At 48.9% G+C, this 22158-nt stretch carries 18 protein-coding genes; 11 read left to right on the forward strand and 7 right to left on the reverse strand.

Translation table 11 applies throughout. From position 1 onward, the window contains the following. Nucleotides 1-82: 82 nt before the first annotated feature. The 7 genes from KW844_RS21890 to hemH all read right to left on the reverse strand — a co-directional run bounded on the left by KW844_RS21890 (nt 83) and on the right by hemH (nt 8140). Nucleotides 83-1069 (reverse strand): LysM peptidoglycan-binding domain-containing protein, encoded by a 987-nt coding sequence (locus KW844_RS21890; protein ID WP_218378923.1) that lies wholly within the window; start codon nt 1067-1069, stop codon nt 83-85. 91 nt (nt 1070-1160) lie between these two features. Beyond that, entirely contained in the window at nt 1161-2561 is a 1401-nt protein-coding gene (locus KW844_RS21895) for an RsmB/NOP family class I SAM-dependent RNA methyltransferase (protein WP_218378924.1), read from the reverse strand. A gap of 46 nt (nt 2562-2607) precedes the next feature. Beyond that, on the reverse strand, nt 2608-4161 hold the full coding sequence (locus KW844_RS21900; RefSeq protein WP_218378925.1) for an NAD(P)(+) transhydrogenase (Re/Si-specific) subunit beta: 1554 nt from the start codon (nt 4159-4161) through the stop codon (nt 2608-2610). A gap of 12 nt (nt 4162-4173) precedes the next feature. Further along, a complete protein-coding gene (locus KW844_RS21905; protein ID WP_218378926.1) occupies nt 4174-4491 on the reverse strand; it encodes an NAD(P) transhydrogenase subunit alpha in 318 nt (105 codons plus the stop codon). A 60-nt stretch (nt 4492-4551) separates the two neighbouring features. Further along, on the reverse strand, nt 4552-5682 hold the full coding sequence (locus tag KW844_RS21910) for a Re/Si-specific NAD(P)(+) transhydrogenase subunit alpha (RefSeq protein ID WP_218378927.1): 1131 nt from the start codon (nt 5680-5682) through the stop codon (nt 4552-4554). A 62-nt stretch (nt 5683-5744) separates the two neighbouring features. Continuing rightward, entirely contained in the window at nt 5745-7091 is a 1347-nt protein-coding gene (gene hemG / locus KW844_RS21915; protein WP_218378928.1) for a protoporphyrinogen oxidase, read from the reverse strand. Nucleotides 7092-7102: 11 nt separating this feature from the next. After that, nucleotides 7103-8140 (reverse strand): ferrochelatase, encoded by a 1038-nt coding sequence (gene hemH, locus KW844_RS21920; RefSeq protein ID WP_218378929.1) that lies wholly within the window; start codon nt 8138-8140, stop codon nt 7103-7105. Between the two features lie 328 nt (nt 8141-8468). Here hemH and hemA point away from each other — a divergent pair, with 328 nt between their 5' ends. From hemA to KW844_RS21975, 11 genes are all read left to right on the forward strand, one after another. Continuing rightward, nucleotides 8469-9722: a glutamyl-tRNA reductase gene (gene hemA, locus KW844_RS21925; RefSeq protein ID WP_218378930.1), complete on the forward strand. Its 1254-nt coding sequence runs from the start codon at nt 8469-8471 to the stop codon at nt 9720-9722. A 4-nt stretch (nt 9723-9726) separates the two neighbouring features. Then, nucleotides 9727-10647 (forward strand): hydroxymethylbilane synthase, encoded by a 921-nt coding sequence (hemC, locus tag KW844_RS21930; RefSeq protein ID WP_218378931.1) that lies wholly within the window; start codon nt 9727-9729, stop codon nt 10645-10647. Continuing rightward, nucleotides 10637-11341, forward strand: coding sequence for a uroporphyrinogen-III synthase (locus KW844_RS21935; RefSeq protein WP_218378932.1), 705 nt, complete (start codon nt 10637-10639; stop codon nt 11339-11341). Before hemC ends, KW844_RS21935 begins: the two co-directional genes overlap by 11 nt. Before the next feature lies 1 nt (nt 11342). Continuing rightward, nucleotides 11343-12371 carry a uroporphyrinogen decarboxylase gene (gene hemE, locus KW844_RS21940; protein ID WP_218378933.1) on the forward strand — a complete coding sequence of 343 codons (1029 nt, stop codon included), beginning with the start codon at nt 11343-11345 and terminating at the stop codon, nt 12369-12371. A gap of 6 nt (nt 12372-12377) precedes the next feature. Next, nucleotides 12378-13289, forward strand: coding sequence for an oxygen-dependent coproporphyrinogen oxidase (hemF, locus tag KW844_RS21945; protein WP_218378934.1), 912 nt, complete (start codon nt 12378-12380; stop codon nt 13287-13289). A 27-nt stretch (nt 13290-13316) separates the two neighbouring features. Then, nucleotides 13317-14288, forward strand: coding sequence for a porphobilinogen synthase (hemB, locus tag KW844_RS21950; RefSeq protein ID WP_218378935.1), 972 nt, complete (start codon nt 13317-13319; stop codon nt 14286-14288). A gap of 61 nt (nt 14289-14349) precedes the next feature. Beyond that, on the forward strand, nt 14350-15636 hold the full coding sequence (gene hemL / locus KW844_RS21955; protein ID WP_218378936.1) for a glutamate-1-semialdehyde 2,1-aminomutase: 1287 nt from the start codon (nt 14350-14352) through the stop codon (nt 15634-15636). A 223-nt stretch (nt 15637-15859) separates the two neighbouring features. Beyond that, nucleotides 15860-16276 carry a hypothetical protein gene (locus KW844_RS21960; protein WP_218378937.1) on the forward strand — a complete coding sequence of 139 codons (417 nt, stop codon included), beginning with the start codon at nt 15860-15862 and terminating at the stop codon, nt 16274-16276. Nucleotides 16277-16404: 128 nt separating this feature from the next. Next, the gene (locus KW844_RS21965; protein ID WP_218378938.1) at nt 16405-17517 is read left to right on the forward strand and encodes an efflux RND transporter periplasmic adaptor subunit; all 1113 of its coding nucleotides are present in this window, start codon (nt 16405-16407) and stop codon (nt 17515-17517) included. 28 nt (nt 17518-17545) lie between these two features. Further along, the gene (locus KW844_RS21970) at nt 17546-20689 is read left to right on the forward strand and encodes an efflux RND transporter permease subunit (RefSeq protein WP_218378939.1); all 3144 of its coding nucleotides are present in this window, start codon (nt 17546-17548) and stop codon (nt 20687-20689) included. Beyond that, entirely contained in the window at nt 20682-22112 is a 1431-nt protein-coding gene (locus KW844_RS21975; RefSeq protein ID WP_218378940.1) for a TolC family protein, read from the forward strand. Before KW844_RS21970 ends, KW844_RS21975 begins: the two co-directional genes overlap by 8 nt. Nucleotides 22113-22158: the final 46 nt, after the last annotated feature.

Below are 22158 nucleotides of genomic sequence, written 5' to 3' on the forward strand. Positions count from 1 at the left end.
TTTACACCACCAACTCATCATCCTGCATAAAAAAAGGACTGCCTTAAAAAGACAGTCCTTCCAAATATTTGTAATTACTCACTTACTTCTCATAACTCAGCTCACAATAAAACTTCGTTTCCTCACTACCCAGTGCTTGCTGTGCACCATCGCTCAGTTTCACAATCAGGCCGGCATTAGCTTTCATCTGAGGAATTACATCCAGTACTTTCGCATAGATGGCTTTACCATTAAGTGGGTTGGTTACTTTGATGATGGTACCACGTGGGGCAGTATTATGCAGCGCATAATATTTACCTACAGCGTTACTTTTAAACCAGGTACCAGGACCTTTTTCATTAGCCGCTTTTTTACCGTTACTGGTTTGTTGATTGTATACTTCTTCAAAGTTATCACCGGTTGCTACGGGTGCAGGTCTGGTGGTAGCAGGTGCGGTGGTGATAGGAGCTTCTGCAATCTGTTCAGGTTGTTCCTGCACAGGGCGAGGCTCCGCTTTCTTAGCGCCTTCTTTTGTTGGAGCAGGCAATGCTGGTTGCTCTGCTACTGGTTCTGCAGCTGGCTCTTCTGCAGCGGGTGCAGGTGCGGGCTTCTTCGGCGCTGGCGTTGCCGCAGCCACTGCGCCACCACCACCGGAAGTCAGGTAGCCTACGATCAGATAACTATCTTTTTTCAAACCATCGCCACTGAAATTATTCCATTGACGGATGTTATCCAGTGGTACTTTATTGAAGCTTACACTCACACGATACAACGTTTCTTTTTCCGCTACCTTATGGTATACCGGTGTTCCGGAAGCTCCTGCTTTCTGGGAAAAGTTAGCCGACGTTAGCGGAATATGCAGTTCGTTGCCCAGTTGCAAACCTTTCTCCAATGTTGTATTGTTGGCAGATGCTATTTGTTTTGGCGTTACCCCGTAGGTACGACCAAGACTATAAAAGTTTTCGCCTTTCTTAACGGTATGGTTAATATACAGGTCAGGACTGTGGCCCAGCGCCTGCAGCATGTCTTGTGCCTTCACCGTTCCTGCACACAATCCTAAGATGGCAATTGAAAAAATCGATTTTAACATACAACTCTGTTTATACTTTTTCGGGCAATAAAATACTTAATTCCTGGTAATTCACCTGATAAAAACGAAATTTCCACAGCCCGTAGTATGACTACATGCCGCTGATTTCCTTTAATATCCGGAGTTCTTTTGGGTAGTAATTATTCATCCTGTTAGGCAATAACTTCGCCCAGCCAAGATTCATATCCTCGTAACGCATCAGCGCCCATCCCTTCACATCCGTGGCTATTCCCGGATCTTCCTTGCGCAGATAATGCAATGCTTCCTGCAAACTCAGGTTAACGCCTGGTATGTTGGCCGATACCAATGTGCTGGCCGCCAGCTGGTGATCAGGTATCAATTCTTTCTGTCCTAACTGTCCCGCTTTCACACCTGCCTTGCGAATATACAACTGTTGCTGCAACAATGAAATATCTTTTGCTAAATTTTTTGGCAACACCAGCACCTCCTCCTGGTGAAGCAGATATTCATACTTCTCCGGATCGGCTATCCAGTTAGCTAATTTCCCCGTTTCTTTTGCAGAGAGAAAAGTGTTCTTCTGCTCTTTGAGCTTCCTTCCCGCTTCGCCGCTCTTCTTTCGGAAACAGGCAATGAAAAAGCCTTCGCCCTGCAGGTGATCCGGATAAAACCTATAGCCGGCACTGTTATGCTCCACAGAAAATGCAGGCACTATATGCCAGCTCTCCTGCACCGGCACCCGTATATTCTCCAGTTCAAAATGCCCCAGCAGCCAGTCCATGATCTGCTCATCTTCCTCCCTGGAAAATGAACAGGTAGAGTAAATCAAAATGCCGCCTTCCTTCAACGCTGGCAGCACATCAGCCAGTATACGCTGCTGGCGTTGACTACACAACACCACATTTTCCGGCGACCACTCCGGAATCAACTCCGGCTCCCGCCTGAATAATCCCGAACCAGAACATGGCGCATCAATCACCATCACATCAAAATATCCCGGTATACGCGAAAAATCTCTCGGATCATTGTTCGTCACTACCACATTAGCACCGCCCCACTTAGTGAGGTTATCCGCCAGCACAGCGGCACGCGGCTTAATCACCTCGTTCGCTACCAGCACACTATCTTCGCTGATCAGCGATTGCAATAGCGTCGACTTCCCTCCCGGCGCAGCACACAAATCAAGCACCCGCAGGTCCTGCTGAAGGTCTACCGTAGCACGCATTGCCTGCTCTACAAACATCGACGATGCCTCCTGCACATAATAAGCGCCGGCATGAAAAAATGGATCAAAGGTAAAGGAAGGACGCTGCGGAAGGTAATACCCCTGCGAGTTCCAAGGCACACGGGTAACGCCGCCGGGCGACAACGCCGCCAGCACCTGCTCCGCCTTAGCCGCATTCAACTTGTGAGGATTGAGCCGCACCGAAGTAATTTTATCAGCAGCGGCATGTACACGCAGAAAAGATTCCCGGTTGAAACCAGGCAATCCCTCCAGCGAATTTATAAGTTCAGATGGTAAAGTATTAGACAACGAAATGTTTTTCGCAAATGTAACTAAAACATTGGCGCCATGACATTTAAACCTGCTTTATTTCCGCTACCAGCTGCTGTAATACCTTCTTCGCATCACCAAACAGCATGGAGGTTTTAGGCTGAAAAAAGAGGTCGTTTTCAATACCGGCATATCCCGGCTTCATACTGCGTTTATTCACAATAACCACTTTGGCATTTTCTACCTCCAGAATAGGCATACCGTAAATAGGACTGGTAGCATCCGTTTTAGCCGCCGGATTTACCACGTCATTAGCACCTAATACCAGCACGGCGTCGGTAGTGGGCAACTCAGCGTTCGCTTCTTCCATCTCCAGCAGCTTGTCATACGAAACATCTGCTTCTGCCAGCAACACATTCATATGCCCCGGCATGCGTCCCGCTACCGGATGAATGGCATACTTCACATCCACCCCTTTCTCCTCCAGCAACTTCTCCAGTTCATGGCACACATGCTGCGCCTGGGCCACCGCCAAACCATAACCAGGCACGATCATCACCTTGTTGGCGTAAGCCAGCACCACCGCAGCATCCGATAAGGAAATCTCCTTATACGCCCCCTGCTCTTTGCCAGCCACTGCACCAGTTTTGTTCCCCCCGAATGAACCTATCAACACATTCTTCAGCGAACGGTTCATCGCCTTACACATCAATATCGTCAAAATCGTACCGGCCGATCCCACCAGGATACCACCGGTGAGCATCACCGGATTATCGTACAGAAATCCGCCAAAAGCCGCTGCCACACCGGTAAAAGAGTTCAGCAACGAAATTACCACCGGCATGTCTGCCCCACCAATCGGCAATACAAACAGGATTCCATAAATCAGTGACACAATCAGTAATCCGTAAAACAATAAATTAAAACCAGTGGCCGTACCACCGCCATGCGCCCACAACGGATACACGTCATTTACGTGTATCAGCAATGCCGCCGCCAGCAGCACAATCACCCCCAGCACAATCATATTCACAATATGCTGTGCAGGAAAAGCAAAATCTTTTACACGCCCATTCAGCTTACCCCAGGCAATCACACTACCGGCAAAGGATACAGAGCCTATGATCAGCCCAAGTAATATTATCAGCAGCGTACCGCGATAATCCATTGTAAACATCGCCTGCAACAGATCCCGCTGCTCCATAAACGCTTTGCTGCCGGTCCCCAGCTGGTCTATCATATCGCCTACCTGGTGCATTTTAATCATGGCCGCAGCCCCCTCCGATCCACTGTTACCTGCCAGGTGACCGAACTCAATGATCGATATCAACGCCGCACAGGCGCCTCCCATCCCGTTAAACATGCTTACCATCTCTGGCATGGCCGTCATCTTCACTTTCTTCGCGGCCATCACACCTATCACCGAGCCAATAAGCAGCCCCCCGAAAATCCAACCGTAATTATGCAGCTTCGCCCCTTCCGATTCATACAAAAAGATGGTGCCTATAATCGCCAGCCCCATCCCTGCAGCCGCTACCAGATTGCCTTTACGGGCAGTATCCGGTTTACTCAACATCTTTAATCCCAATATGAATGTAACAGAGCCTATCAGATAGATTATTGAAAGTATGCTGGACATATGGTACAGGTTTTATTTTTTATCCTTTTTGTTTTTGAACATCTCCAGCATGCGATCCGTTACCACAAAGCCTCCTACCACATTCACCGTGCCCAGTATTACCGCTAAAAAACCAAGCACCAAAGCCAGGTAGTTGCCCGCCTCCGCCTTGCCCATCACTATGATTGCACCGATAATTACCACCCCGTGTATGGCATTGGCACCACTCATCAGTGGTGTATGCAATACAGAAGGCACGCGGGAAATCACTTCTATACCCAGAAAAATAGACAGGATTACAACATATATCATTTCTATATGCTGCTGAATGAATACGGATAGCTGTTCCATGGCTGTTGTTTTTTAGTTGTTCCGGTGGAATTATAATACAGTAATCAGGTTAACGGCGACTTACGCAGGCTGCAGGAAACTTTTCACCCGCTGGTTCTGTATCTCCCCGTTATAGGTAATACAGGCGCCTGCCACAATATCATCTTCAAAATTGAGCGACACGGCACCCTCTTTTGTCAGTATTAACTTCAGGAAATTAAAGAGATTCTTGGCGTATAGCTTACTCGCATCTGACGGCATATCCGCTGCCAGATTAGAATTACCGATGATCGTTACACCTTTGTAGGTAACGGTTTCATTGTTCTTAGTCACCTCCGTATTTCCACCGGTGGCCGCTGCCAGGTCAATGATCACCGCTCCGGCACGCATCTGATCCAGCATCTCATTCGTCACCAGCACGGGCGCTTTCTTACCGGGAATCTGCGCGGTAGAAATCACGATATCTGCCTTGGCAATACTTTCACCTATACGCTGTTGCTGCTTCTGCTGATAATCGGCCGATTGCTCTACGGCATAACCACCGGCTGCGGAAGCATCCGCGGCACCTTCCACCTCCACAAACTTAGCCCCCAGGCTCATCACTTCCTCCTTCACAGCAGGCCTGGTATCAAATACCTCCACCACCGCCCCAAGGCGGCGTGCGGTAGCTATGGCCTGTAAGCCCGCTACACCGGCACCCAGCACCAAAACTTTTGCAGGTGCAATACTGCCGGCAGCAGTCATAAACATCGGGAAATAACGGCTATAGGTATACGCAGCCAGCAGAACAGCCTTGTAGCCCGCAATATTGGCTTGCGAACTCAGCACATCCATGCTCTGCGCGCGCGTAGTACGTGGAATTGCATCCAGACTGAAGGTGCTGATATTCCTGACGGCCCATTGTTCCACCGCCTGTAAATTGTAAAGCGGTTGCAAGGCACCTGCCAGGATCTTCCCTGGCTTAATGCCAGCCAGCGTTTCAGCGTCCGGAGGATTTACGCAGCAGATGATATCTGCCTGCTCAAGTATTTGTGATAAAGTTGTAACCTGGGCCCCGGCAGCGATATATAGGGAGTCGTCATAAAACGCTTTATCGCCTGCACCTTGCTCCACCCACACGGTTACCGACATCTGCTGCAATTGTTTCACTATTTCGGGGACTAGTGACACACGGGTTTCCCTGTTTTTTTCTTTCAAAATTCCTACAATCATCTGGTGGAAGTTTATAAGGAAATTTAAAGAAAAAAAGCTACAACTCAATAAATTTTCTATGATTAATTTTTTGCAATAGTACCCGCCAACGTAGCCGCATACTGCACCAGCGCAGGTACCGCCACCCCATGGAGATAATTACCGGCAATATGAAGGCCGGCATGGGTAGCTTCAAACTGTTTTACCAGCTCGCGTAGCCCCGCATGACCTACATTCAGCTGGGGAATAGCCTGCTGCCATACCTCAAAATGCTGCATCACAGGAGCCTCGCTGATACCCAGTATGGTACTGAGCTCTCCCAGGATATTTTGTTGCAACACGGCATGACTGGTATCACGCAGGAGGTGCTGCAGGCGCGCGCCGCCGGTAAACACCGTCAGCAGCAACTTACCTTGTGGCGCTTTGGTAGGGAAAATGGCCGCGTTACAGATAGCGCCCAGGAAATGTAAATGTTCTGCATTAGGCACCAGGAAGCCAAAGCCATCCACAGGATTAGCCACGGCAGCGGCATTATAACCCACATGCAGCACGCCCATCTCCGGATATTCAAGTTGTTGTAAACGCTCTGCCAGCTTATTATCCAGGCCTTTCAGCATAGAGGCGGTGGCATAGGAAGGGGTGGTAAGTATCACCTGTGCCGCCTCCATTTCGCCCTGCTGGCCGTTTTCGATGTAAGTAATTTTATACCGGCCTTCGGCAGATGTAATACTGCGCACGGCACAATTGAGTCGCACGGGAACGGCTAAACGGGCAGCTAGCGCACTGGTGAGCGTGGCATTGCCTCCGGCGAGACTCACTATCTTCCGGCCTCCGAGCGCAGCCTTCTCTTTCATCAATCCTTTCGTAATACTACCATAGGTACGCTCCCATTTAGGCAGCATAGGCAACACTTCCGCTATACTCAGCTTATCAGGATTGCCAGCGTAAATACCGGAAAGCACCGGATCAAATACATACTCGGCAATTTCCTGGTTAAAGCGGCGACCGATAAATTCGCTTACACTTTCTTCCTCTTTCAGCGGAACAGACTTGCGGAAACGCTCTGTAAAGAGCTTCCACTTGCTGGCGCCGCTTAAATATTTTGATCCGATGATTTTAAATGGATGGGGAGATACCGCATGCAGTTGTTTGTTCCTCACCAGGAACCTGTTTTTACTGGCTGCCGATGCCACCAGTATTTTATCACCTAAACCTAACTGCTCCAGGTATTGCAACATCTCGGGAGAGGCAGCAATGGAGTTAGGACCGGCGTCCAGCTCAAAGCCATCAATATGTAACGATTTCAGCACACCGCCACTACGGTCAGCAGCCTCCATAATCACATACGGCACTTGCAGCTGTTGCAGCTCATAGGCAATACTCAGCCCGGAAATACCGGCGCCAACAATTAAAACGGGTTGCTGTGGCATGAGGATCGGAATTAATTATTTTCAATCAGCTGTGTGCAATACTTTACGATTGCGTTCACCCATAACGGATGTACGTTCAGGCATGGAATCATGGTGAAACTGTCACCACCATTGCTCATAAAAGAATGTTTTCCTTCAACGGCAATCTCCTCCAGTGTTTCCAGACAATCAGATACAAAGGCCGGACATACGACCAATATCTTCTTTTTTCCTTCCTTAGGCAGTTCTTCAAAACGTGCTGCGGTGTATGGCTGTAACCACTCTTCCCTGCCGAGGCGCGATTGAAACGACATCCCCCACTTCTCTTTAGACAACCCTAATTTTTCCGCCACCAGCTCTGAGGTAATAGTTACCTGGTGCCTGTAGCAAAACTCATGGGCAGGGGATTTTACATGACAGCAATCTCCCACCTTCATGCAATGTTTGCCTGTGATGTCGCCCTTATGGATATGCCTTACCGGCACACCATGATAGCTGAACAGCACATAGTCGTAGTCCTCCTGCAGATACGGACGCATACTTTCCGCTACCGCATTGATATAATCGGGTTCATCGTAAAACGGAGGAATTACACTCAGTTTGAATTTATATTTCTGCTTACGGTAGATTTCCTTGGCATATTCCGCCGCGGTTTCGTAAGAGGACATGGCGTAATGCGGATATAAAGGCAGCAGGATCACTTCTTTCAGCGAAGGATTATCTGCCAGTAACTTGTTGTAAGCCGCTTCAGGCGAAGGATTGCCGTAACGCATCATGATCTCCACAGGGATCTCCATATCGTTTTGCACCGCCTTTTGTAACTGTTTAGTGAGCACAATCAACGGGGAGCCTTCTTCCCACCAGATGGACTGGTAAGCCTCGGCTGACTTCGGCGCACGATTTGGTACTATTACTCCGCCTACCAGCAGTTTGCGGAACAACCAGGGATAATCGATCACACGCTTGTCCATCAGGAACTCCATCAAATACCTCTTCACATCAGGTACTGCCGTTGAATCCGGAGAGCCCAGATTCATCAAAACTATTCCTACTTCAGATTTATTGACCATGCTATTCTTTAAGATTGCGGCAAATTTAGCTTGTTTCCGGCATAAACAGTCCAGGCACTTTGATAGAAAGTACTGACCTTTGTATAGAGGAAACTGATAGGACTAGGTAATGTCATCTGTTTGTAATGATTATATCACCGAAATCTAAATATTTCCAAAGGCAGTCGTTTTCTAACACCCTGGCATATGGCGCCTGAGCAAAACCTGATAAAAATCATTTTTTCATCGTATTGATTACCAGTAGTAGAAATGACACACTAATGACAGCCTAAACCAATTGTTTGCAGCGTATGCCAGTATTTTTGCAGCCGGAAGCTTATACACGAACATGCAGGTCAGTCATTCAAAAGAAATAGCAAATTTTCATATCGTTGGGATCAACTATAAGAAAACAGACGCTGCTATCAGGGGACTATACGCCATCAATCCGGCCCAGTACCAACAACTCCTGGAGCATGCCAGGACTGTGCAATTAGACGATCTCTTTGTACTCTCCACTTGTAATAGAACGGAAATTTACGGTTTTGCCGCAAGCCCGGGGCAATTCATAGACTTGCTGTGTTCACAAACCAACGGCGACAGGGATCAGCTACTGGAAATGGCCTATACCAAATCCGGTGAAGAAGCGATCAAACACTTGTACCAGGTAGGAACAGGGCTGGACAGCCAGATCCTTGGCGACTATGAAATCATTGGCCAGATAAGGAATGCAGCGAAATTTGCAAAAAATGAAAAAGCACTGGGAGGTTTTCTAGAACGATTAGTAAACAGTGTATTGCAGGTTTCCAAACTTATTAAAACAGAAACAGGCCTCAGCGCCGGCACCGTGTCCGTTGCCTTTGCAACCGTACGCATGCTGGAACGCATGGTTCCTGATATCAAGGATAAAAAGATCGTATTGCTGGGCGTAGGCAAAATAGGCCGCAACACCACCAAAAATATGATCGAGTACCTGGGAGTGAAAGAAGTAACACTCATCAACCGTACACTCCTTGTGGCCGAAGAATTTGCCAGTCAACACGGACTCAAATACGCACCATACGAAAATATGCTGCCGGTAATCCAGGAGGCAGATGTGATTCTGGTGGCGTCCAACGCTCCACATCCCACACTGCTGGCTGAGCATTTACAAAACACTACGCCAAAGCTGGTGGTAGATCTCTCTATACCATTTAACGTAGACCCTGCAGTAGCAGCATTAAAGCATATTTCGCTGGTAAACGTTGATGAACTCTCCAAGGTACAGGACGAAACCCTGCAAAACAGGCTGACGGAAGTACCAAAGGCGATCGCCATCATCGCGGAGTACATGGAAGAGTTTCTCTACTGGTACAAAATGCGTAAGCACGCCGTTGTACTCAAAGCAGTAAAAGAAAAACTGCATGAAATACATATGCGCGAAATCCAGCAACAGAAAAACGGTGCCGCCTATAACCTGGAAGATATTGAACAGGTATCAGGCCGCATCATTCAAAAAATGATCAACCTCATGGCAGGTAAAGTGCGCAAGGAAACTGACAAGAGCGACCTTTACATCTCCATGATCAATGATATTTTCGAGACAGGAGTTAACCAGGAATAACACAATGGAAAAAGTTATCAGGATAGGCACAAGAGAAAGCCAGCTGGCACTATGGCAGGCGCACCAGGTAAATGATCTGCTGACCGCACAGGGATACAGAACTGAGCTGGTGCCCATTAAGAGTGAAGGCGATATTGACCTGGTTACACCCCTGTACGAAATTGGTGTACAGGGCATCTTCACCAAAAGCCTCGACATCGCGCTCCTCAATGGTCGCATCGACATCGCGGTACACTCTTTCAAAGATGTACCCACCCAATTACCACAAGGCATCGTTACCGCCGCTATCCTCGAAAGAGGACCTGTAAAGGATTTGCTGGTATATAAAACCAATACTGATTTTTTGAATCAGCCGGAATATATCGCCAGTATTGCTACCAGCAGCGTACGCCGCAAAGCACAATGGCTGCGCAAATATCCTAATCATCAGCTCCACAACTTGCGTGGCAATGTAAATACCCGCCTCCAGAAGCTGGCCGCTGAAAGCTGGGATGGTGCCATCTTCGCCGCCGCCGGACTGGAACGCATCAACGTACGTCCTGCTACTTCCACAGAGCTGGACTGGATGCTGCCCGCTCCCGCACAAGGCGCCGTAGTGACCGTTTGCCGTGAAGAAGATGATTACTGCCTCCAGGCATGTGCTGCCTTTAATCACGCGCACACCGCCATCTCCACACAAATAGAAAGAGAATTTTTACGTACACTCATGGGCGGTTGTACTACCCCTATCAGTGCCTACGCTTATATACAAAACGATACCGTTTTCTTCGAAGGCGAAATTTGTAGTCTCGATGGAACCAGTTGCTACAGCACCTCCCGCCAGTCAGCCATTGGCAATGCCACCGGCATAGGCAAAGATGCAGCTGAGGAAATCCTGGCCAAAGGAGGCGCCGAAATTGTAGCACAGATAAGAAATGCCAAATGATCATTACCGCATATTATGCACCAGACCAATCCCTGCATCACTCATCACTGATGCAGCAGGCCATGGTATTGATATACAGGTAAAGGAATTCATTCAGATTTCTCCCATCCACATTCCGGAATTACAGCAGCACGTGATCAGCGAAAACATACCGATGGTGTTTACCAGCGCACATGCAGTGAATATTCTCAAAGAAATGATGGGCACCACGATCATTAATTTTCCCATTTGCAGCATTTCAGGAAACACCAGAACAGCCGCGGAACAAGCATTTCCTCTGTCGAACATCATCGCCGCCGCACCATATGGTATCGAACTGGCACATGCCATCATCCAGCGTGGTGACATCAAAGCAGTGAATTTCTTTTGCGGCAACATACACCGCAAAGAACTGCCGGAAGCCCTAACCAGCGCCGGCATCCGTGTGAATGAATTCGTAATTTACCGCAATGATCCCCTGCCCGAAAAAGTTACCGGCCATTATCACGGTATCTTTTTCTTCAGCCCCAGCGCTGTAAGCAGCTACTTTTCAGCCAACAGCATTGCCGCAGACACCGTATGCTTCGCCATCGGTACCACTACCGCCGCTGCCCTGAAAATAGCAACCAACAACAAAATTATCATCAGCACCAACGTTGACGCCAACAGTATGGTGCAAGCATCTATAACTTACTTTAACAACAATAATTCTTAGAATGAGCGCATTGAAGAATGACTTACTGCTGAAAGCCCTCAAAGGTGAAACCGTTTCCCGCACCCCGGTATGGATGATGCGTCAGGCCGGCCGTTACCTGCCTGATTATATCAAGCTGCGTGATAAATATTCCTTTTTTGAACGCTGCGAAAACCCGGAGCTGGCCACCGAAATCACTGTAATGCCTGTGGACCAGGTAGGCGTTGATGCAGCTATCATCTTCTCCGACATCCTCGTAGTACCACAAGCCATGGGTATGGAAGTACAGCTGGTAGAAAAAGTTGGCCCGCTGTTACCACAGCCCATCAAAACTGCTGCTGACCTCTCCCGCCTCGTAGTGCCTGATGTACACGAAAGACTCCATTACGTGATGGATGCGCTCAAACTTACCAAACAAACACTCGCAGGACGTGTGCCACTCATCGGTTTCGCCGGTGCACCATGGACACTCCTCTGCTATATGGTGCAGGGTAAAGGCTCCAAAACTTTTGACGAAGCTAAAGCCTTCTGCTACCAACAACCTGCCGTAGCCCACCAGCTGCTGCAAATGATCACCGATACTACCATCGCCTACCTCAAAGCACAGGTAGCTGCCGGCGCCGACCTGGTACAGGTATTCGACTCATGGGGCGGACTGCTCAGCCCTGCCGATTTCGAAGCATTCTCCCTCACCTACATCCGTCAGATCGTGGCTGCCATGAAAGACGTATGTCCTACCATCGTGTTTGCAAAAGGTGCCTGGTTTGCTTTGGAAGACATGGCGGCCACCGGTGCTCATGGCCTCGGAATTGACTGGGCCATCAAGCCGGAACTGGCACGCCGGTTTGCAGGAGACAACGTAACACTCCAGGGTAACTTTGATCCGGCAAAACTGCTGTCGCCGATTCCTGAAATCGAAAAGGCAGTGAAGGAAATGCTCAAAGGCTTTGGCAGACAACGTTACATCGCTAACCTCGGCCATGGCATTCTTCCGAACGTGCCCGTAGATCACGCAAAAGCATTTGTTGAAACAGTAAAAGCACACGGCTAATTCATCATGAGCATCAAAAACGATTTCATCACCTTCATACACCAGCTGCAGGACGATATCTGCCAGGCCTTCGAACAAATCGATGGCAAAGCGAAGTTCCGCGAAGACCGCTGGGAACGCCCCGGCGGCGGCGGCGGCAAATCACGCGTGATTGCCGATGGTAACGTGTTTGAAAAAGGCGGTGTAAGTACCTCCATCGTGCATGGCGAATTACCGGAAGCAATGGCACAACAGTTCGGCGTTACCAACAGCAATTTCATGGCCTGCGGTATCTCCCTCGTAATCCATCCCACCAACCCGTTTGTACCTACCGTACACGCTAACTTCAGGTATTTTGAACTGTATGACCAGGACGGAACCCTGAAAGACAGCTGGTTTGGCGGTGGTGCCGACCTCACTCCCTACTACCTCGAAGAAAAAGACGGCGCACATTTTCACCAGGCATTCAAAAATGCCTGTGATCCTTTTGGCACCGAGCTTTATCCTAAATATAAAAAGCATTGCGACGAATACTTTATCAACAAACATCGCAATAACGAAGCTCGCGGTATCGGCGGTATCTTCTACGATTATCTCCGCCCTAACGCAGAGAAATCCGCTGAAGCACTGTTCGCTTTCTCCAAAGCTAACGGTGAAGCCTTCCTGAAAGCCTACCTGCCTATCGTGGAAAAAACCATGCACCTGCCGTATACAGATGCGCACCGCAGCTGGCAGGCGTATAGGCGTGGCCGTTATGTGGAATTCAACCTTATACACGACAGAGGTACTCTCTTTGGGTTGAAAACAAATGGCCGCACCGAATCTATCCTGATGAGCCTGCCGCCGGTAGCGCGTTGGGAATATGATTTCCACCCGCAGCCAGGAAGCCCGGAAGCCCAGCTGGTAGAGTACCTGAAGCCGAGAGAGTGGGTAAAATAACTTTGGACAATTTTAAAATATTATAAGATGATCCGTAGAAACAGAATTTTGAGAACTTCTCCCGCCATTCGCGCAATGGTTGCGGAAACAATCCTGACACCGAGCGACTTCATCGCTCCGTTATTTGTAACCGAAGGAGAAAATGTGAAGGAAGAGATCAGTTCAATGCCAGGTTATTTCCGCTATTCCCTCGACCTCACCATCAACGAAGCAAAAGAACTCTGGAGCTTAGGTATAAAAAGCGTATTGCTGTTTGTAAAAGCTGACGACAGCGTAAAAGATAATAAAGGCACAGAAGCCGTTAATCCAAATGGATTAATGCAACGTGCTATCCGCGGCATCAAAAATGCCATCCCTGAAATGGTGGTGATGACCGACGTAGCACTCGACCCTTACTCCTCCTACGGCCATGATGGCATTGTAGAAGGTACGGAAATTGTAAATGATGCTACCGTAGAGGTGCTGGCACGTATGAGTCTCAGCCATGCGCAAGCCGGTGCCGACTTCGTAGCACCCAGCGATATGATGGACGGTCGCATCCTCGCGATCCGCAACATCCTAGAAGCAAATGGTTTCGATAAAGTAGGTATTATGGCCTACAGTGCTAAATATGCGTCCTGCTTTTACGGTCCGTTCCGTGATGCGCTGGACTCAGCACCAGGCTTTGGCGATAAAAAAACCTACCAGATGGATTACGCCAACTCCCGCGAAGCCATCCGTGAAACGCTCATGGATATCGAAGAGGGCGCCGATATCGTGATGGTAAAACCAGCCATGGCTTATATGGACATTATCCGCCTTATTAAAGACCGCTCTACCGTTCCGGTGAGTGCTTACCACGTAAGCGGGGAATACGCCATGATTAAGGCTGCTGCACAGAATGGCTGGATCAACGAAGAAAAAGCAATCATCGAAAGTTTAACCAGCCTCAAACGCGCCGGTGCAGACTTAATCGCTACCTACTTTGCAAAAGATGCCGTTAAACTGCTGCAACGATAAGGCAGACATATTATTTTTAATTAACTTGCATTTTAATTTTCCATATCAAAATATTCACCGCATGTATAGCAGAAGCGAAAATCTTTTTGAGCAGGCGAAAAAAGTGATCCCTGGTGGAGTAAACTCTCCCGTGCGGGCGTTTAAGAGCGTAGGTGGCACTCCTATCTTTATGGAGCGTGCACAGGGCGCTTATATGTACGATGTAGACGGTAACAAATACATTGATTATATCAACTCCTGGGGTCCGATGATCCTGGGTCATGCATACGAACCGGTTATAAAGGCCATTCAGGACTATGCTACCCGCTCCACTTCCTTTGGTGCGCCTACGGAACTGGAAATAACCATTGCAGAGCTGATCACAGGCATGGTGCCTAATATTGATATGGTGCGCATGGTGAACTCGGGTACAGAAGCCTGTATGACGGCTATACGCCTTGCCAGAGGCTATACCGGCAAAAACAAATTCATCAAATTTGAAGGCTGCTATCATGGTCACGCAGATGCATTTCTTGTAAGTGCAGGTAGCGGCGTGGCTACATTAGGTATCCAGTCTATTCCTGGTGTAACGGCCACAGTGGCGCAGGATACGCTCACGGTACCTTACAACAACCTGCCTGCTGTTGAACAGCTGATTGCAGAAAATCCGGACGAAATCGCAGCCATCATTGTAGAACCTATTGCAGGTAACATGGGCTGTATCCTGCCACAGGCGGGCTTCCTGGAAGGCTTACGCCAGCTTTGCGACCAGCATAACATCCTGCTGATATTTGATGAGGTGATGACAGGCTTCCGCCTTGCACGTGGTGGCGCGCAGGAATTACTGGGAATCCGGGCAGATCTTGTTACCTTTGGTAAAATTATCGGCGGCGGTATGCCGGTAGGTGCTGTAGCAGGACCAAAGGAAATCATGGAAAATCTGGCACCAGCCGGTAAAGTATACCAGGCAGGTACCCTGAGTGGTAACCCTATCGCTATGATCGCGGGTTACACCCTTCTTAAAACACTCAATGATAATCCGGTTATTTACCAGCAGCTGGCTGAAAAAGCTGCTTACCTGGTAAATGGTTTACGCGAAGCATTTGGCGGTGCCGGTGTAGTGCATCATATTAATCAGATCGGGTCTATGCTCAGCGCACATTTTGCCGAGTATCCAATTGTTGATTTTGCATCCGCTTCTGCTGCCAATAATGAACTCTTTAAACGATTCTTCCACGCCATGCTGGAACGCGGTGTATACCTGCCTCCTAGCGCCTTCGAAAGCTGGTTTATGTGTAATGCATTGACCACCGAAGACCTGGATGCTACCATTGCAGCCGCTAAGTCAGCCATGCAGGCGATTAAATAGTTAACAATTCAATCCTGTGCAGAGTGGGTAAAACCGTTTCATACATCGTATGAAGCGGTTTTTGTGTTTTTAGGGAGATGTTAATTTATCGTTTATAATAATTTATATTTTAATTCAAAAACTGCCACAGCTCAGCGTCTTAGGGTACTAATAATTATACATCCACTTGCCGCTCACCACATTAGCACCAAAAAATTAAGCATAACTTATTATTTTTACAACCATGTTGAAGGTTCGCTATATACTGTTTACCATACTCCTGCTGAGCATGCAGGTGTGTATTGGTATGCGCAGCTATGCCAGCCAGAAACACCACCAGCTAACACTGTTTCAGAAAATTGACCTGGCAGAAGCCCGCGAAGAATATTTCGAGGACCTGTTTGCCAACATGCAGCTGCATACAGATCTGGCTGAAGATGTGCCTGAATCCATACAAGCCACCAAAAACAGGCGCAGAACAAAGTATTACCTCACGGCTACTTCCCAGCAATTCAGTGTTGCTAACCGCATCACTTATATTGACACGGCAGGTGAGCAGGAAAGCATTTACATCTCCCCGGTAAAAACCGGCAGATACCTACTAGGCAAGCCTTTCAGGCCAGCATACTACTCCTTTCTTTTCAGATTTACTCCATTTTGAGTACAGCAACACTCCTCGTTTAACCTTTATATTTTCCACATCTGCACGCCGTGATGAACGGTACTGCACTATTATTTGCTGTATTTAAAAACTTTTACCGCCACACAGCGGTACAATACTTTATTGTTATGCGTCAATACACAGGGATTTATACATCGCTGATCGCACTCTTTATGGCTGGTTGCGCCACTAAAGCTGAGAAGAAAGAAGATCTTAAAACATTACCGGTAGCTAAGCTCATTGCCAAAGACACTGTATTGCATCGCGCTTATGTAGCCGATATCCAGGCAGTTCAGAACGTGGAAATACGTGCCCGCGTAAATGGGTTCCTCGATAAAATTTATGTAGATGAAGGCCAGGAAGTAAAGAAAGGTCAGCTATTATTTGGTATCAACGATGCAGAATACAGAGCAGAACTCTCCAGGGCTAAAGCCGCATTGAGTAGTCTCACCGCCGAATCCAAATCCGCCGCCCTGGAACTGGAACGGGTGAAATTACTGACAGATAAAAAAGTAATCGCCGCCTCCGAACTGGAAGTAGCCACCGCTAAAGTAGCAGCCGCCAAAGCCAGAATTGAAGAAGCACAATCCGCCGTTTCCAACGCTGAAATGCGCCTCTCCTTCACCAGCATCCGCGCACCTTTCGACGGTATCATTGACCGTATACCGCTGAAGAGTGGCAGCCTCATCACCGAAGGCGCCCTGCTCACCACCGTATCTGATAACCGCGAAGTATATGCTTACTTCAACGTATCCGAAACGGAATATCTCCATTACCAGAAGAGCCTGGCCAACGGTACTGCGCGCTCCAACCAGGTAGAACTGGAACTGGCAGATGGCAGCACCTACACACAGCCAGGAAAAATAGAAACTATGGAAAGCGAGTTCGAGGAAAATACCGGCTCCATTGCCTTCCGCGCACGCTTCCCTAACCCTTCTAAATTATTGAAACATGGCGCCAGCGGCAAAGTGAAACTCACCAGCGAAATGGATAGCGCAGTGATCATCCCGCAAAAAGCCGTTTTCGAAATGCAGGACAAAAACTATGTTTTTGTAGTAGACCAGTCAGGAACCGTGAAGATGAAAAACTTCATTCCTGAAACAAGATTCGCACACTTCTACATTGTACAGTCCGGCCTCAAAGCAGGCGACAAGATTGTAACCGAAGGCGTACGAAACATCCGCGACGGCATGCAGATCACACCAAGATCTGTGGCTATGGACAGCTTACTGAGTTTATAAAATTCTGCATTACCGAAACTGACAATCCATGTTCTCGACATTCATCAAACGACCGGTGTTATCACTGGTCATATCTCTTATTATCACACTCGTAGGTTTGCTGGCACTGTTTACACTGCCGGTAACCCAGTTCCCCGACATCGTACCGCCATCAGTAACGGTAACGGCTAAGTATACCGGCGCAAACGCCGAAGTATGTGCCAAAGCAGTAGCCACTCCTGTGGAACGCGCTATCAACGGGGTTCCCGGAATGACTTATATGTCGTCCGTATCCAGTAACGACGGTATCACCGTGATCCAGGTATTTTTCCAGGTAGGAACAGACCCTGACCAGGCCGCCGTAAACGTACAAAACCGTGTAGCCACCGTTATCGACGAGCTGCCGGAAGAAGTAATCAAAGCAGGGGTTACCACCGAAAAAGAGGTAAACTCCATGCTCCTCTACCTCAACGTCATGAGCGAGGATACCACCCTCAACGAACAGTTCATCTACAATTTTGCCGACATCAACGTGCTGCAGGAACTGAAACGTATCGACGGGGTGGGCCGCGCCGAAATCATGGGTGCAAAAGAATACGCCATGCGCATTTGGCTCAAACCCGACCGCATGCTGGCTTACAACGTATCCGCCGATGAAGTGATCCAGGTGATCAGGAAACAAAATATCGAAGCCGCTCCCGGCAAAACCGGGGAAAGCTCCGATAAAAATCCGCACGTACTGCAATATGTACTGCGCTATACCGGTAAATTCTTTGAACCTAAAGAATATGAAAACATTGTGCTGCGCGCCGGCGCCGACGGCTCCGTGCTACATCTGAAAGATGTTGCCGACGTAGAATTCGGTTCCCTCACCTACAGCATGGTGTCCAAAACCGATGGCAAGCCCTCTGCTTCCATCATGATCAAACAACGCCCCGGCTCCAATGCACGTGATGTAATCACTGCCATCAAAGCCAAAATGGAAGAAATGAAGAACACCTCATTCCCTCCGGGCATGACCTTTAACTTCAACTACGACGTTTCCCGCTTCCTCGATGCTTCTATCCATGAAGTATTGCGCACGCTGGTGGAAGCATTCCTGCTGGTATTCATTGTGGTATTCATCTTCCTGCAGGACTTCCGCTCCACACTGATTCCCGCACTGGCGGTGCCGGTGGCGCTGATCGGTACGCTGGCATTTATGCAGATGATGGGCTTCTCCATCAACCTGCTCACGTTGTTTGCGTTAGTACTCGCCATCGGTATTGTGGTGGATAACGCTATTGTGGTGGTGGAGGCCGTCCATGTGAAAATGAACGAAGAACACCTCCCGCCAATGGAAGCCACACTGGCAGCCATGAAGGAAATCAGCGGCGCACTCGTGGCCATTACGCTGGTAATGTCCGCCGTGTTTGTACCGGTGGCCTTCCTTTCCGGTCCGGTGGGCGTATTTTACCGGCAGTTCTCCCTCACACTCGCCATCAGCATCGTAATTTCAGGTATCAACGCAGTAACGCTTACGCCTGCACTCTGTGCCATCATGCTGAAACATAATCCGAGTGCGCCAGCCGGCAAAAACCTGCTGCAGCGCTTCTTCCGCGGATTCAACAAAGTATATAACGGCACTGAAAATAAATACGCCGCACTGATTAAGAAATTTGCAGGCCGAAGGTTAGTAACCCTTGCCGCACTTATTTTCTTTTTTGTGGCTACCTGGGGCATTAGCGCTATCCTGCCTTCCGGCTTCATTCCTACAGAAGATCAGGGTATGATCTATGTAAACGTAACCACGCCTCCGGGCGCTACAGTGGAACGTACAGAAGAAGTACTGGATCAGGTACAAGCCATTGCTGCCAGTTCCAAAGAAGTGGAGTCAGTATCTACGCTGGCAGGTTACAGTTTGCTCAACGAGGTGGCAGGCGCCTCCTACGGGATGGGAATGGTGAACCTGAAAGCATGGGAAGACCGTGAAGCCTCCGTACAGGATATCATCGAAAGACTGCAAAAGCAAACAGCAGATATCGGCGATGCACAAATCGAATTCTTCCCACCGCCCACCGTTCCTGGTTTTGGTAACAGCTCCGGTTTTGAGTTACGTGTGTTGGATAAAACAGGTGCGGGAGATATCAGGCAAACCGCTGATGTAACGGATAAGTTCATCGCAGCGCTGAAGCAACGAAAAGAAATAGGAAGCGCCTTCACCAGCTTTGACGCCAGCTTCCCGCAATATATGATTCATGTGGACCAGGCCATGGCTGCTAAAAAAGGCGTGAGCATCGACAACGCCATGAGCAACCTTCAGACGCTGATGGGAAGCTATTACGCGTCCAACTTTATCAGGTTTGGGCAAATGTACAAGGTGATGGTGCAGGCCGATCCGCGATACCGTGGCAAACCGGAAGATCTCCTATCTCTCTATGTAAAAAATGATCACGGGGAACAGGTATCCTACGCCGATTTCGTAAAACTGGAACGCGTATACGGACCGGATCAGCTCACCCGCTATAACATGTATACCGCCGCGATGATCAATGGTGATGCTGCACCAGGATTCAGTTCCAGCCAGGCTATTGCTGCGGTGGAAGAAGTAGCGCAAAAAGAACTGCCACGTGGTTACAGCTATGAATGGAGTGGTATGACGAGGGAACAGATCCTGTCGGGTAACCAGGCAATATACATTTTCGCCCTCTGCCTGGTATTCGTGTACCTGTTGCTGGCAGCCCAATACGAGAGCTTCCTGCTGCCGCTGCCGGTGATCCTGTCGCTCCCCGCCGGTATATTCGGTGCCTTCCTCAGCCTGAAATTAATGGGCCTGGAAAACAATATTTATGCACAGGTGGCACTGGTAATGCTGATCGGTTTGCTGGGTAAAAATGCCATCCTCATCGTAGAGTTTGCGATCCTGAAAAACAAGCACGGGGCCAGTATCCTGGAATCAGCCATTACAGGTGCGGTGTCCAGGTTACGACCTATCCTGATGACCTCCTTCGCATTTATCGCGGGCCTGATACCACTGTGTATTGCCAGCGGTGCAGGTGCCATGGGTAACAGATCCATTGGTACTGCTGCGGCAGGCGGTATGCTCATAGGAACCATTTTCGGGGTGCTGGTGATACCAGGACTCTACGTACTCTTTGCCTCCATGACGCGCAAAAAGCCAGCCGTGGAATTAAATAACTATACGAATGAATAAGCAACCACTTCATATACGGAAAGGTCTATACGTACTGGCGCTCGCAACGGGTGTCAGTGCGTGCAGCGTGCCGAAACATATTACCACGCCACCAGCCGTGGCTATTCCTGAAACTACGGTAACGGATACACTGGATATCAAAAGCTTTGCACAGGTATTCAATGATCCGCACCTGAAATCGCTGATCGACACAGCCATGGCTGCCAACTTTGATCTGCAGGCGGCCTCCCAGCGGGTGATAGTGGCACAGTCGCAGCTGCGCATGGCTAAAAATGCCTGGCTGCCCACCGTTAACGGCGTTATCAGCGCCGGGGCCGACCGCTACGGCGACTACACCCTCAACGGTGTAGGTAATTATGATACGAACTTGTCGCCCAACATTGATAAAGACCAGCGCATACCTACCTCCCCTACGCCGGAGTTCTTCGTGGGCTTCCGCAGCAGTTGGGAAATTGACCTCTGGGGAAAAGTAAGGGCACAGAAAGATGCCTCGCTTAACAGGTACCTTGCCAGCACGGAAGGCCGTCGCCTCCTGAGCACGCAGGTGGTAGCAGGCGTGGCTACAATGTATTACGACCTCGTGGCGCTGGACCATGAACTGAAAATCATCCACCGCAACATTGGCTTGCAGGAAGCTGCAGTGGCTACCGTAGAAGTACAAAAAGCCGGCGGACGCGCCACCGAGCTGGCTGTACAGCAATTTAAAGCACAGCTGCTGAGCACTAAAGCGCTGGAGAACAACATAAAACAACAGATAGTAGCTACGGAGAATCAGCTGAATGCTTTGCTGGGCCGCCTCCCGCAGCCTATCCAACGCACGGTGGACACCACCAATAGTATACCTCCCGCTATTCATAAAGGCATACCGGTTACCACTTTACTGCGCAGGCCTGATATTCAGCAGGCAGAAAGGAACCTGGCCGCTACCCAGGCAGATGTGAAAGCTGCCAGAGCAGCCTTTTTCCCGTCCCTGACCGTGACGCCATATGCGGGTTTCAATGCATTTAAGGCAGGCTTATTATTTCAGCCGGCGTCTATCGCCTGGGGCGCCTTGGGCGGACTCACCACACCGATATTTAACCAGAAGCAATTACAATCACAGTTTAATATCAACAAGGCCGAAGCGATGACTGCCTTCTACCGTTATCAGCAGACAATAGTGGATGGTTATGCAGAGGTATCTTCTGTCATCAGCAAAGTAGAAAATGAGCAGGCTACCTGGCAGCTGAAAAGTGAAGAGGTAGCAGTTTTGCGCGATGCAGTATCTACTTCCAACCTGTTATTCACTACCGGCTATGCCAATTACCTGGAGGTGATAACCGCACAAAAAAGTGTATTGGAAGCGGAACTAACACTGGTGACTACACGAAGGAATGTTTACCAGGGGATGATCACGTTGTATCGTTCGCTCGGAGGGAATTAATATTTTTTTAAATACAGCAAACCGGGGCTGGTCAGGAATATTACCT

It is taken from the genome of Chitinophaga sp. sic0106 (genome assembly GCF_019219075.1).
Classification (GTDB): Bacteria; Bacteroidota; Bacteroidia; order Chitinophagales; family Chitinophagaceae; genus Chitinophaga.